Source organism: Streptomyces sp. NPDC056347, from assembly GCF_042262625.1.
GTDB lineage: Bacteria > Actinomycetota > Actinomycetes > Streptomycetales > Streptomycetaceae > Streptomyces.
Map to the genome: position 1 here is coordinate 33,211 of NZ_JBHJQP010000046.1, position 12,933 is coordinate 46,143.

10 protein-coding genes are annotated in these 12,933 nt (G+C 74.4%); 4 read left to right on the top strand and 6 right to left on the bottom strand.

What is annotated here, in order from left to right; translation table 11 throughout:
• Positions 1-20: 20 nt before the first annotated feature.
• Positions 21-821, bottom strand: a complete 801-nt coding sequence (locus tag ACFCV8_RS13520) for a sulfite exporter TauE/SafE family protein (RefSeq protein WP_376685475.1) — start codon at positions 819-821, stop codon at positions 21-23.
• A gap of 98 nt (positions 822-919) precedes the next feature.
• Here ACFCV8_RS13520 and ACFCV8_RS13525 point away from each other — a divergent pair, with 98 nt between their 5' ends.
• The 3 genes from ACFCV8_RS13525 to ACFCV8_RS13535 all read left to right on the top strand — a co-directional run bounded on the left by ACFCV8_RS13525 (position 920) and on the right by ACFCV8_RS13535 (position 3,723).
• Positions 920-1,750: a helix-turn-helix transcriptional regulator gene (locus ACFCV8_RS13525; protein ID WP_376685476.1), complete on the top strand. Its 831-nt coding sequence runs from the start codon at positions 920-922 to the stop codon at positions 1,748-1,750.
• Between the two features lie 261 nt (positions 1,751-2,011).
• Complete coding sequence (locus tag ACFCV8_RS13530) at positions 2,012-2,686, top strand: hypothetical protein (RefSeq protein ID WP_376685477.1); 675 nt, start codon at positions 2,012-2,014, stop codon at positions 2,684-2,686.
• Between the two features lie 611 nt (positions 2,687-3,297).
• On the top strand, positions 3,298-3,723 hold the full coding sequence (locus tag ACFCV8_RS13535) for a hypothetical protein (RefSeq protein WP_376685478.1): 426 nt from the start codon (positions 3,298-3,300) through the stop codon (positions 3,721-3,723).
• A 203-nt stretch (positions 3,724-3,926) separates the two neighbouring features.
• Here ACFCV8_RS13535 and ACFCV8_RS13540 read toward each other — a convergent pair whose 3' ends face one another.
• The 3 genes from ACFCV8_RS13540 to ACFCV8_RS13550 form a co-directional block, all read right to left on the bottom strand.
• Positions 3,927-5,096 (bottom strand): alkene reductase, encoded by a 1,170-nt coding sequence (locus ACFCV8_RS13540; RefSeq protein WP_376685479.1) that lies wholly within the window; start codon positions 5,094-5,096, stop codon positions 3,927-3,929.
• A 114-nt stretch (positions 5,097-5,210) separates the two neighbouring features.
• Positions 5,211-6,479, bottom strand: a complete 1,269-nt coding sequence (locus ACFCV8_RS13545) for an MFS transporter (RefSeq protein WP_376685480.1) — start codon at positions 6,477-6,479, stop codon at positions 5,211-5,213.
• Between the two features lie 55 nt (positions 6,480-6,534).
• Entirely contained in the window at positions 6,535-7,359 is an 825-nt protein-coding gene (locus ACFCV8_RS13550; RefSeq protein ID WP_376685481.1) for an SDR family NAD(P)-dependent oxidoreductase, read from the bottom strand.
• 125 nt (positions 7,360-7,484) lie between these two features.
• On the opposite strand from ACFCV8_RS13550, the gene ACFCV8_RS13555 reads away from it, so the two are divergent.
• A complete protein-coding gene (locus ACFCV8_RS13555) occupies positions 7,485-10,910 on the top strand; it encodes a BTAD domain-containing putative transcriptional regulator (protein ID WP_376685482.1) in 3,426 nt (1,141 codons plus the stop codon).
• A 72-nt stretch (positions 10,911-10,982) separates the two neighbouring features.
• Here the strand turns inward: ACFCV8_RS13555 and ACFCV8_RS13560 are convergent, their stop codons facing one another.
• Both ACFCV8_RS13560 and ACFCV8_RS13565 read right to left on the bottom strand, forming a co-directional pair.
• Complete coding sequence (locus ACFCV8_RS13560; RefSeq protein ID WP_376685483.1) at positions 10,983-11,306, bottom strand: putative quinol monooxygenase; 324 nt, start codon at positions 11,304-11,306, stop codon at positions 10,983-10,985.
• 313 nt (positions 11,307-11,619) lie between these two features.
• Entirely contained in the window at positions 11,620-12,639 is a 1,020-nt protein-coding gene (locus tag ACFCV8_RS13565) for a proline racemase family protein (protein WP_376685484.1), read from the bottom strand.
• Between the last annotated feature and the right edge of the window lie 294 nt (positions 12,640-12,933).

Here is a 12,933-nt window from a genome sequence, read left to right on the forward strand (position 1 = left end):
TGCGGCGACCCGGGGTGTGTTCAGACCACCATGACGAGCGTGACGATCACCAGCAGGGTGACGTAGGCGATGGAGTGGGCCCGGTCCGGGACGCGGGCCGTGGCGCGGCGGGCGAGGGCGATGGTGGGCAGCGAGCCGGCGAGCAGCGCGGCGCAGGCGAGCAGGTCGATGTAGCCGAGGCGTCCGGTTTGGGCGTGCAGGGTGGGGGCGGCGAGGGTGTAGACGGTGGTGCCGACGACGGCGACGGGCAGGCTGAGCGGGTTGGCCATGGCCGTCGCCTCGGCCATCGGCAGGCCGCGGCGTCGTAGCAGGGGGACGGTCATGACGCTGCCGCCGACGCCGAGGCAGGCGGCGACGGATCCGATGCCGACGCCGCCCAGCGTTCTGGCCGGGCGGCCGAGCGGGCGTGGTCCCTGGGCTCGCGGGGTGGACAGGAAGCCCTTGCGCAGCAGGCTGTCGGCGATCGTCGCCAGCAGGTAGGCGGCGAACAGTACCCGCAGCGCGGTGTCGCTGATCCGGGTTGCCGCGAGCGATCCGGCCACCGCGCCGAGCAGTACGAATGCGGCCATCGGCCAGATGTACTCCCGGCGCAGCCGGCCCTGGCGCCACTGTGTCAGGGTCGCGAAGGCGGAGTTGACGGCCATGACCGCCGTCGATGTGGCCACCGCCACGTGCATCGCGTCCGTGCCGGGGTGTGCCGTGGTGTTCCAGAGGCCGTAGACGAGGGGGACGGTGACGAAGCCGCCGCCGAATCCGAAGAGCACCGTGGTGATCCCGGTCAGGCAGCCGAACAGGAGAAGCAGGAGGTATGGGGTCTGCACTGCTGCGACGCTACGGACCCGGCGGTGTGGCGGGCAATCGAAGGGTCGCCATGTTCTTTCGCCGATCCGACAGCGGGGCCGGGTCCTAGTCTGGGGGTGTGCGCAATGTCCGTATCGACGAGGTCGATGCCTTCGACCGTGCCGTGCTGGCCATCGGCACCGATTACCCGCCCGGCCATCTGCTGCCGTACCACGAGCACCGCCGGGTCCAGGTGCTGTACGCCGCGACCGGTGTCATGGAGCTGACGACGGCGGAGGGTACGTGGACGGTGCCCCCGGATCGCGCGGTGCTGATCCCGGCCGGGACCCGGCATCAGGTCTCCATGCCGGGGGTCAGTACCCGCAGCGTGTACATCGAGCCCGCCGCCGTGCCGTGGTTCCCTGCCCGCTGCCGGGTCGTCGAGGTCTCCGCGCTGCTGCGTGAACTCCTCCTGGCGGCCGTCGACATGGAGCCGCTCTACCCGGAGCACGGCCGCGACGCGGCCCTGGTCGGCCTGCTCCTGTACGAACTGGCCGACCTCGCGCCGCTGCCCCTGGATGTCCCGTTGCCCGCCGATCCGGCGCTTCGGCGGTTGTGCGCCGCGTTCCTGCGCCGGCCCGACGTCCACGATCCGCCCGCCCGCTGGGCCGCCGTGCTGGGCGTCAGTGAACGCACTCTGGGCCGGCGGTTCCACGGCGCCACCGGGCTGAGCTTCGCGCAGTGGAGGCAACGGGCCTGCATCGTGCATTCTCTGCGGCACTTGGCCGCCGGTGCGCCGGTCACCCGGGTGGCGGCCGGTCTCGGCTACGACAGCCCGGCGGCGTTCACCACCGCCTTCCGTACCCTGCTGGGCCGCCCGCCGAGCGCCTACCGGGCCGCCGCCGGGCAGGGCGTGGGTCCGGACGGACGGGACCGGACGGGCGGCACGTCCCTCGCCGTTGGCCGGTAGGCGGCCAGGACATCGGTGCCGAAGGCGTGTGCGCGCCGGCGGGGCGCCCGTGTTCCGGGACCCGCCGTTGTTGGTCGCCCGCGGTGGCTCCGGATGCGCGAGGCGGCCACGAGGGCCCGGCCTCCGGGCGGAGCCAGGTCCCGGTCCCGTCACAAAGGCCCGGCCACGCGGCCGACGATCCCGGGGACGTGGTGCCCGAGCGGCAGGCCGGGCCTGGAAACACGGTCGCGCCGGGCCGCGGCCCGTTGCTACAAGTGGGACATGGGAATCTGGACCGACGCCTTCGTCGCACCTGCGGAGCCGGCTCTCCTGCGGCCGGAGGCGTTCGGCCGGCTCGCGGTCGAGTTGGCGCGCGAGCGTGTGGTCCGGACCCCGTGGGCGCTCCTCGCGGGGCGGCTCTGCGTCAACGCGAGCCTCAACTGGGGCAGTGTCAGCGGGCAGGCCCGCTGGGACCGGCCTCCCGTCGGTACGGTGCTGCGGACCAAGGAGTACCCGTGGGACACGCCGGACCCGGACGACGATCCCCCGCCCTGGGGTCCCTCGCACGAGGAGGCCCGGCTGCTCGCCTCCGGCGACAAGGTGCTCGACATACTGCCCGCGCTGCGGGCCGCCCCGTACGGCGACGAGGACGTCGCCGTCGTCTTCGCCCACCTGGACTTCGGCAACCGGGCGATCACCGACTACTTCCAGTACGAGGACGGACGTACGCCGCTGGCCTGCTTCGCGCTGGCGCGTCCGCAGAACCGGCCGCTGTCCGCCAACACCTGCAAAGACATGGACGGCGGGCCGGTGCTCGCGGTGCGGACCTGCGTGGTCCACACCTTCAAGCACGCGCTGGGCCACCTCGGCCTGGACGGCGGCCCGGTGCCGGCGCTCGCCTCCGTCACCTCCCGCTACTTCGGACCGGACCAGGTCTGCGGCGAGACCTGGGGCTGAGGTCGAGCGCCTGTACGGCTGTCGGCAGTGCGCCGAGTTGCTGCATCAGGGGAAACCGTCGGCGAACAGCTAGTCGAAGAGGGCGAAGTCCCCGCCGCCCTGCACCTCCTCGGTGTTGCGGCGGACGACCTCTTTGGCGGCCTCGCTCGGATTGTTCTCGCTCATGGGATTCCTTCGTGGAAGGTGCTGCTGGTCGGCTCGGCCCGCACCGGTCCGGAACGGGCGCAGGATCATCGGGATCGGGCCGCCGTCGGCGACGAGAGCGGTTTCGGTCGCATGGTTCGGCGGATGCGATCCGAGGCAGGTCACGGCGTCACCGCTCCCGGACGGCTGCTTGCCTACCGCGCCGTTGAGGGCCGCGGTGCCGGGTGGGTTCCTGTTGCGCTGCGCGGTGCCGGGAGGAGTCCCGGTCCTGCCTGCGCTCCACAGACTGTCACCGCCGGTCCGGTGTGGCCCTGGCGGCGTCGACCGCCCGGAGGGGGCGCGCGCGTGCCGAGGAGGGCGTGCATGTGCCGAGGAGGGCGCGCGCGTTCCAAGGAAACGCGAAGGGTTCGTGCTCGGGCGTTGAAGACCGTTCTCGCCGGCCGGGCACGGGCGGAACCATCAGCGGCATGAAAAGGACTCTCACTGCTGTCTCCGCCGCTCTGGTCGCCCTGGCCCTGGCCTCGCCCGCTGAGGCCGCTCCCGGGGAAACCCCCACGCGGTCGTGCTCGCTGGGCACGGTCGATCTCAAGAATCCTCCGCCCGGCTTCTCCGTCGAACCGGCCTTCGAGGCGGCGCGGCAGCTGGGGCTGCCCAACCCCGAAGCTCTCGGCCTGGGCTGCGACAGGGGGGAACGCACCGTCCCGGGCTCCGAGGTCCTGCCGTACTCGAACCGCGGACCGGTCGTACTCCGCGACCCGAAGCAGGGTTCGACTCAGGTGTACTGCGCCGACTCCGTCGCGGTCTTCGGGAAGGTTCTCCAAACCGTGCCGGTGGAGACGCTTGTGGTGATCGGAACCGGCTGCACCACGGAGGCCAACCCGATCATCGTCTAGGGACCGTCCGGGGCACGGGGCTGTTCCCGGAACGGGCGTCGACGCCCGGCCGGGTGCCCGGCCCGGCAGCCGGCCGGTGCGGAACCCGGCAGCACCGGCCGCCGTCCGCGGCGCCTGGTGGAGCAGTGCGTCGCGCCATCGCGACCGGCCCGGACTCCTGGGCGGTGGTCCGGGCCGGTTCGGCGGGCGTGGCGGGCGGCGGATCACACGCCCGCCGTGGCAAGGCCGGTGCGGTCCGCCGGGTCCGAGCCGCCCAGCGTCGGGTAGTCGGTGTAGCCGTCGGCCCCGCCCGTGTACATCAGGCCGTGATCGCGTACCTGGTTGACGGGAGCGCCGGTACGCAGCCGGTGCACGAGGTCCGGGTTGGCGAGGAAGGGGCGGCCCAGTGCGATCAGGTCGGCACCCGCGGCGAGCAGCCGTTCGGCGGCGGCCTTTCCGCCGTCCTCGGGGAGCGGGCCGCCCCATCCCAGTACCGGGTTGGCGATGAGTGTGCCGGGCCAGGCCGCGCGCAGTTCGTGGAACAGCGCCTGGTCGGGGTCGGCGAACACGATGTGCAGGTAGGCCGGGCCGATCTCGGCGAGGGCGGCCACCAGTTCGGGGTAGATGGCCTCGGTGTCGCCTTCGGCCATGGCGTTCGCGGTGACGCCGGGAGCGATGCGGACGCCGACCCGCTCGGCGCCGATCGCGTCGACGACGGCGCGGACGACCTCGACGGTGAACCGGATGCGGTTGGCGACCGGGCCGCCGTAGGCGTCGGTGCGCCGGTTGGTGTCCTGGCCGAGGAACTGGTGGAGCAGGTAGCCGTTCGCGGAGTGCACCTCGACCCCGGCGAAGCCCGCGGCCACCGCGTTCCGTGCGGCGTTCGCGAAGTCCTCGACAGTGGCACGGATCTCGTCGACCGTCATCTCCCGCGGCACCACCGGCGGACGCGAGCCGGACGGGGTGTGCATCGGGTCGGGGAACGGCACCGGGGAGGGCGCGACGGGGTGGATTCCGCTGGTCTCCGGGTGACCGATCCGGCCGCCGTGCTGGAGCTGCAGGAACATCCGCCCGCCGGCGGCGCGCACGGTGTCGGTGACCGCCCGCCAGCCCTCGACGTGCGTGTCCCGGTAGATGGCCGGGATGTTCGGGTACGTCGCGCCGACCTGGTTCGGGGTCGTGGCCTCGGCGATGATCAGCCCGGCGCCGGCCCGCTGTGCGTAGTACTCGCCCATGACCGGCAGCGGGGTGCCGTCGGCGGCGGCACGGTTGCGGGTCATGGGGGCCATGACGAGGCGGTTCGGCAGGTCGAGCGGGCCGAGCCGGGCGGGTTCGAACAGGTTGTGGGCGGTGGTGGAGGTGGAGGTGGTGGTGGAGGCCGGGCTCGCGGTCATGGCGGGGTCCTTTCGGGATCCGGGGTCTGGGGTCTGGGGTCTGGGGTCGGGCTGGGGGTGCGTGGCTTCGGGGTTCGCGTTGTGGGTCGGAACCGGCTTGGCGGAGACGGGTGTTCAGGCCGTGGGGGTCCGGCGGGCCGGGAAGCCGTGGGTGCGGGCGGCGAGGACCACGGCGAGGACGGGGACGAGCAGTACGAGCGCGCTCCAGGCGAACGCCCCCGCCCCGAACAGGCCGAACAGCAGCCCACCGAGCATTCCGCCGACGGCCATCGCCGCGTTCCAGAGGGTGACCAGTGCGGCCTGCGCGGCGTCGGCGGCGTCCCCGGCCGCGTCGCCCGCGGCGGTCTGCAGCAGGGTCGGCACGCCGCCCCAGCCCAGACCCCACAGTGCGGCCGCGGCATAGACGACGGACGCGCTGTCGGCCCACAGCGCGAGAGCGGTCGCGGCGACCGCGACGAGCAGCGTGCCGGCCACCATCAGGGTCCGCAGCCTGCGGTGGATGAGCGCGCCCACCAGCCAGATGGAGAGCAGCGAGGCGGCGCCGAAGACCAGCAGCACGGTGTCGGTGGCGTCGCCGAGGCCGAGGTCGTCGAGGAGTGTGGCGATGTAGGTGTAGAGGATGGTGTGGGCCAGGACGAACACGAGGGTGACGGCCAGCACCGGCAGTACCCCGGGCACCCGCAGCGCGGCCCGCACGGGCGTACCCGCGGAGTGTTCCCGGCCGGGCCGGTCGGGCACGAGGGCGGCGATCCAGACGAGCAGCAGCAGGGTCAGACCGGTCATGACCAGGAACGCGGTCTGCCAGTTCACGGCCTGTCCGAGGAACGTCCCGGCCGGGACGCCGAGCGAGAGCGCGAGGGGGATGCCGGTCATCGCCACCGCCACGGCCCGGCCTTCCAGGTGCCGCGGTGCCAGTCGTCGGGCGTAGCCGGCGAGCAGCGCCCACGCGAGGCCGGCGGCGATACCCGCGACGAACCGGGCCACCATGGTCAGCGTGTACGCCGACGACAGAGCGGTGACCGTGTTGGCGGCGGCGAACCCGGCCATCGAGGCGAGCAGCAGCCGCTTGCGCGGCCAGCGGGCGGTGGCGGCGGCGAGCGGGATCGCGGTGAGTGCGGTGCCGAGGGCGTAGACGGTCACGGTCTGTCCGGCCGCCGACTCGCCGACGCCCAGGTCGGAGCTCATCGCGGGCAGGAGCCCGGCGGGCAGCGTCTCGGTGAGGCTGGTGACGAAGACGGCGGTGGCCAGGGCGAGCAGTGCGGGCAGCGGGAGCCGGTCGGCGCTCGGGCCCGGGGTGTCCTGGGGCGCTGCCTCCCGGGAGGCCTCGGATGTGCCGAGTGTGCCGGGTGCCTCGGGTGTGTCGGCGTGTGTGGTGGCAGGCATGGCGAGTCGTCCTGTTCGTGGGTGTGGATACGGCGGCACGTGTGGGGGGCGGGCCTCAGTCACGGGGTGCCGGGCGCGGCCGGTCGCCGCAGGAGCCGAGCCCGCCGTCGACGGTGAGCACGGTGCCGGTGGTGAAGGTCGCGTCGGCGGCCAGGAAGAGCGCTGCGCGGGCGACCTCGTCGACGGAACCGAGGCGCCCGAGGAGAGGCGCGACGTCACGCCGCGGGGCTCGGGCGGCGCCGTCGGCGGGTGCGTCGATGGCGCCCGGCGACACGGCGTTGACGCGGATGCCGCGGTCGGCGAGTTCGACGGCGAGCACCCGGGCGAGGGCGTGCACGGCCGATGCCGTCATGGCGTGCACGCCCGCGTCCGGCGTGCCGGGCCTGCAGGCGTCCGCCGCCACCGTGGTGAAGACGATGGCGCCGCCGTCGGCGACCAGTGGTGCCAGTGTCCGGGCGGCGACATACGCGCCCTTCGCGGTGGCGGTGAACTGCCGGTCGTAACGTTCCGCCCCGGATTCCTTCTCCGGGGCGGTCTCCATCCCCGGCTCCGTCCCCGGCTCAGGCTCCGTCTCCGCCTTCGCGAGCCGTTCCGCGGTGCGGGGCTCGGCGCCGACGAACAGCATGTCGATGGTGCCGAAGGAGCTCTCCGCCGTCGAGGCGAACGCCGCGGCGGCGTCCGGTGTGTTCGCGGCGGACAGGTCGCAGGCGACCAGGGACGCCGTGGGGCCCAGCCGGTCCGCGGCGTCCGCGAGCCCGTGCGCGGTGCCGCAGGTCAGCAGTACGCGGGCGCCGCCTTCGACGAGGCGCTTGGCGATCGCGAGGCCGGCCTGCGTGGTGCCTCCTACGACGACCGCTTTCCGGCCCGTGTACTTCGGCATGATCCGCTCCCTGCGACCGATCCGTTGTGCCGTTCTTCCGACAGGGACGACTCTGGCCGCAGGCGCTTCGGATCGGCTGATGGTCCGCTGACGGTGCTTCGGGCCGCGTTGTGTAGCGTGCGGACATGCGTTTCGGGGTGCTTGGACCACTTGCGGTGTGGGACGCCGCGGGCGACCTGGTGAAGGTCCCCGAGGCGAAGGTCCGCGCGCTGCTGGCCGCGCTCCTCGTCCGGGAGGGGCGGGCCGCTTCCGCGGACCGGCTGATCGACGAGCTGTGGGGGGACGAGCCGCCCGGGAATCCGGCCAACGCGCTCCAGGCCAAGGTGTCCCAGCTGCGCCGCGCGATCGGCCGGGACCGCGTGGTGCGGCAGGGCGTCGGCTACCGGCTGGCCCTCGCGACGGCCGACGGCGCCGGGGCCGGCGAGGTGGACGCCGCACGGTTCCTGGCGCTGGTAGCCGACGCCCGTACCGTCGCCGACCCCGGGGAACGCGCCGCCGGGCTGGCAGCCGCGCTCGGGCTGTGGCGCGGCCCGGCGTACGCGGACTTCGCCGACGAGGAGTTCGCCCTCGCCGCGGCCCACCGGCTCGACGAGCAACGCGTCGCCGTGCTGGAGGAGCACACCGAAGCCCGCCTCGAAGCGGGCGACGATCCGCTGCTCACCGGTGAACTCGCCGACCTGGTGGCCCAGTACCCGCTGCGTGAACGGCTGCGCGCCGTGCAGTTGCGGGCGCTGTACCGGGCGGGGCGGCAGAGCGAGGCGCTGGCCTCGTACGCCGACCTGCGCGGCCGTCTGGCGGACGAACTGGGGCTCGATCCGGGCCCCGGTCTGGTCGCGCTGCACGACGCGATCCTTCGGCAGGACCCGTCGCTGGAGGCGCGGGCGCCACGGGCGCAGGGCGCCGTCGGTGCGGTGCGTCCGTACGAGCGGGCGGCCGTCGCGGCCGCCGGCACCGGCCACGCGCGCGGCTCCGCCGGCGGCACCGCGTCGCCGGCGGAATCCGATGCGGTCCCGGGCGGCGACGGATTCCGCACCGTCCCGTCCAACCTCCCGGCGGATCCCACCCCGTTGATCGGACGCGACGCGGTGCTGGCGCGGATCGCCCGGCTCCTGGACGATTCCCGCCTGGTGACGCTGACCGGTCCCGGCGGAGTCGGCAAGACGCGGTTGGCGATCGCCGCCGCACGGCGTCTGGCGGGCGTCGGCCACTCCGCCGCGGCCGGTCCGCACCGGCCACGGGCCTGGGCGCACGCCGTGTCGGCAGGCACCGGGCCGGCCGCCCCGGACGGGCGCCCGCGCGGGGACGCCGGGGCGGCGGAACCTCGGCTTCCCGACAGCGTCCGGTTCGTCGAACTCGCCGGGCGGCACGGCGATGCCGCCGACCTGGCGGCCGAGGTCGCCGCCGTCCTCGGCATCCGCGACGACACCCCGCCGGGGGCCCCGCGCCCCGGCATCCCGTCAGCGCCCGCCGAACGTCTGGCCCAGGCACTGCGCGACCGGTCCGTGCTGCTCGTGCTGGACAACTGCGAGCATGTGGTGGACGCCGCGGCGGAGTTGACCGCCCTGCTGCTGCGCACCGCGCCGGGGGTGCGGATCCTGACGACGAGCCAGGAACCGCTCGCGGTCGCCGGTGAGGCCGTCGTGCTGGTCGAACCACTCGAATCGGCCGAGGCACAGGCGCTGTTCATCGCACGGGCGGAAGCCGCCGCGCCGGGGTTCGGGCCGTCCGGGGACGACGGCGGCCCGGCCGCGGTGGCGGAGGTCTGCGAGCGCCTGGACGGCATCCCGCTCGCCCTCGAACTGGCCGCGACCCGGGTCCGGGTGCTCGGCGTGCGCGGGCTGGCGGACCGGCTCGGCGACCGGTTCGGGCTGCTGACGTCCGGCCGCCGTGACGCGCCCGCCCGGCAGCGCACACTGCGGGCCGTGATCGACTGGAGCTGGGAACTGCTCGGCGCGCCGGAACGCATCGTGCTGCGGCGGCTGGCCGTGCACCGCGACGGTTGCACGCTCGACGCGGCCGAGGCGGTGTGCGCGGGCGACGGCGTGGCCGGGACGAACGTCCTGGGCCTGCTGACCCGGCTGGTGGAGCGGTCGTTGGTCGTGGTCGTCACGGGTCCGACGGGCACGCGCTACCGGCTGCTGGAGACGGTCGCCGTCTACGCCCTCGACCGGTTGCACGAGATGGCGGACGCGGCCGGTACCCGGGACCGTCATCTGCGTCACTACCTGGCGCTCGCCGAGGGCGCGGAGGCGTCGCTGCGCGGCGCGGACCAGCAGCGCCGGCTGGCCCTGCTCGACGCGGAGGCGGCGAACCTGCGCGCGGCCCTCGACGAGTCCCTCGACCGGCCCGATCCGTCCGGCGCGGCCCGGCTCACCGCCTCGCTGTGCTGGTGGTGGCTTCTGCGCGGCCGCCTCACCGAGGCCCGGCGCCGCCTCGAAGCGGCTTCAGAAGCCGCCCCGAACGATGCCGAACTCGCGCTGCTGCACCATGCGTTCGCCCGTATGACCGGAGAACCCTCGAGGGCCGTCGGCGGCATCGCCGACGGTGTGCCGGATCCGGTGCGCCGCGGCCGGGCGCTGTGGCTGTGCGCGTACGGGGAGTTCAGCGCGAACGACATGGCGGCGAGTGCCGGGTTGAACGATGCCGCGGTGGCGCTGTTCGAGGCGGCCCGGGACCGCTGGGGCGTCGCCGCCGGGCTCGCGCTGCGCGCGATGCACGGGCTCTTCACCGGCGACCTGGCCGCTCTGGACCGCGACGGCGTGCGCGCCGCCACGGCCTTCCGGGAACTCGGCGACCGTTGGGGCGAGCTGCAGACCGTCTCGCCGCTGGCCGCACACGCGCAGATCATGGGCGACTACGCCACGGCCGAACGCCGCCAGGAACAGGGCCTGAGGCTCGCCGAGGAGCTGGGTCTGCACGCAGAGGTGTCCGTACGGCTTTCGGGTCTCGGCCGTCTTGCGCTGCTGGCCGAGGACTGGCCCCGCGCCGCCGAACTCCACGAGCGGGCACGGAGGCTGTCCGCCGAACAGGGCTACCTGTTCGGTGAGGCGGCCGCCGGGACCGGCCTCGCACTCGGCGCACGCCGCTCCGGCGCGCTCGACGAGGCCGAGTCCCGGCTGCTCGACATGCTGACGCGCTTCGTGTCCCCGGCCGGCGACCACCTGCGGCATGCCGAACTCGGTTTCATCGCCGAGCTGCGCGGCGACCGCGGCCTGGCACTCACCCGCCAGCTGCGGGGCCTGGAGTACGCGTTCGACCTCGCCGAGCCGCGCGCCTTCGCGCTGTCGCTGGAGGGCCTGGCGGGAGCCGAGTCGCTCGCGGCCGGCCCCGGGGGCCCGGCCCGCGCCGCGGTGCTGCTCGGTGCCGCTGACGCCGCACGGCGCGGCGTGGGCGCTCCACTGCCCGCCGCGGAACGGGCCGACGTCGACCGGATCACCGCCCGTGCGGTCGCCGCCCTGGGCGAGGAGGCGTTCCGGGAGGCGTTCGAACAGGGCACGGGGATGACACCGCAGGAGGCCGCCGCGCTCGCCCGCACACCGACGGCGCACTGAGCATGTCCGGCAACGCGAGAGGCCGGCGCGTGCGGTGGGGCGGCGGACGGCCTCACGGCCGGGCACCGGGTCTCAGTCGATGCCGAGCTCGCCCATCTTGTCCCAGCCGGTGGCGCCTTCGATCGTGGTGCTGACGATCTGCGGCGCCCTCTGGACCAGTGGACGCATGGTCTCCATCGCGGCCCGGAAGTGGTCCGAGTTCACATGGGCCTCCGCGGAGCCGTCCTGGAACGCCTCGACGAGCACATAGGTGTCGGGTTCCTCGACGCTGCGCGACCACTCGAACCACAGGTTCCCCGGTTCGGCGCGGGTCGCCCGGGTGAACGCGTCCACGTGGGACAGCCAGGAGTCGGTGTATTCGGGCCGGACCGGGAATTTGACGACAATGAAGATCATACGGTGATTCTAGTCCGACCGGCACGGACGGATCGCGACTGACACCTCCCTGGACGGGTGGACCCGCACGCGGCCCCGGCGGCCGCGCTGCCGGGGCCGGTGACGGGATTGCCGCTGGTGGGGCGGCCCGGGCGGTGCCCCGGGACGGGCCGGGCAGGCGCGCGGCAGCGGAAGCGCCCGCTCCCGGACCGGGCCCCGGGCCCGCGCTGCCGGCCGGCAGCGCGGCTGCGCCGCTTCGGGGTGCGGTGGTCCGGCGATCCGGAACCCCCGGCGTTCTCCCCGGAGCGGCCGTCGGGGAGCACGGGTAGGCCGGCTAGCGCAGGACGAAGCCGGTGCCGAGGTCGTCCCCGGGGTCGAGGTCGAAGCAGTGCTCGCCGGTCCGGTACGCCGTGCCCGTGACCTCCGCGACGACGGCGGGGCGGCCGTGGACGGTCGGTTCCCCGGCGATCCGCGCGTGGAAGCGGGTGCCGATGATCGAGTCGTGGACGAGGGTCCGGCCCGGCTCCAGGCGGCCGGTCGCCGCGAGCACCGCGACACGGGAACAGGTGCCGGAGCCGCACGGGGAACGGTCGACCTGGCCGTCGGCGAAGACGGTGACGTTGCGCTGGTGCGGGTTGCCGTCCTCGTCGTCGCCGAGGTCGTCGTACAGGATGGTGCCGTAGATGCCGCTGAGGCGGTCGTCGGCGGGGTGCCGGGCGTACTCGGTGTCGTTCAGCGCCCATTTGACCTCGCGTCCGATCGCGATGAGGTCGGAGTAGTGCTCGGGGGTGACGGCCAGTCCCGCACCGGCCGCTTCCAGGTGCGCGTAGATGGCGCCGCCGTAGGCGATGTCGACGACGACGTCCCCGCGGGACGTGGCGACGGTGACGCGCTCGGCGAGCCGGTAGCCGGGGACGTTGACGAAGTCGACACCGGTGATCCGCTCGCCCTCGGTGCGCACGCGCAGGGTGACCCGGCCGGAGGGCACGTCGATGACGACCGTGGTGACGCCGGAGGGATCACGGGCGACACGGCCGGTCTGCACGGCCCAGACGGCGAGCGCGATGGAGCCGTGGCCGCAGGCCGTCGAGAAGCCGTCCTTGTGCCAGAACAGCACGCCGAAGTGAGCGCCCTCGTCGTCGGGCGGGGTGATGAACCCGCCGTACATGTCCGCGTGCCCGCGGGGTTCGAAGCACAGCAGCTTGCGCAGGGCGTCCACGTCGGGGTCGCCGATGGCGAACATCCGGCGCTCGGCGACGGTGGCCCCCTCGATGGCGGCCGGCGGCTCGGGAACGATGCGGAACGGTTCGCCGCCGGTGTGGTAGTCGACGGTGCGTACCTGGCGGGTGGTCATGAGGTCCTCCTCGATCCGGACGCCGATGCGGCGCCGGCCGCCGGGCACGGTGAGGTGGCCGGGGCGGGCCGCGCCGCTCCCCCGCCGCCGTTCGGCGGCGGCACCCGGACGGTATCCCGCACCGCGCGCACCCGGTGCCCGTAAGTGCCACTGGCACGGATCGGCCGGAGTCCGGGCCAGGACACCGCCGCCCATGACCGCGGCACCGGGGCGGGGCGGGGCCGGACGGGTGCGCACGGCCCCGGCTCCTCGCCTGCCCCGACGGCGGGCAGGGACGGCTCCGCGGGCCGGGGA

Coding starts and splice junctions, on each gene's coding strand:
- ACFCV8_RS13545 (WP_376685480.1), bottom strand. CDS start 6,479: ATGCCTGCCACCACACACGCCGACACACCCGAGGCACCCGGCACACTC.
- ACFCV8_RS13530 (WP_376685477.1), top strand. CDS start 2,012: ATGGGAATCTGGACCGACGCCTTCGTCGCACCTGCGGAGCCGGCTCTC.
- ACFCV8_RS13560 (WP_376685483.1), bottom strand. CDS start 11,306: ATGATCTTCATTGTCGTCAAATTCCCGGTCCGGCCCGAATACACCGAC.
- ACFCV8_RS13550 (WP_376685481.1), bottom strand. CDS start 7,359: ATGCCGAAGTACACGGGCCGGAAAGCGGTCGTCGTAGGAGGCACCACG.
- ACFCV8_RS13540 (WP_376685479.1), bottom strand. CDS start 5,096: ATGACCGCGAGCCCGGCCTCCACCACCACCTCCACCTCCACCACCGCC.
- ACFCV8_RS13535 (WP_376685478.1), top strand. CDS start 3,298: ATGAAAAGGACTCTCACTGCTGTCTCCGCCGCTCTGGTCGCCCTGGCC.
- ACFCV8_RS13555 (WP_376685482.1), top strand. CDS start 7,485: ATGCGTTTCGGGGTGCTTGGACCACTTGCGGTGTGGGACGCCGCGGGC.
- ACFCV8_RS13565 (WP_376685484.1), bottom strand. CDS start 12,639: ATGACCACCCGCCAGGTACGCACCGTCGACTACCACACCGGCGGCGAA.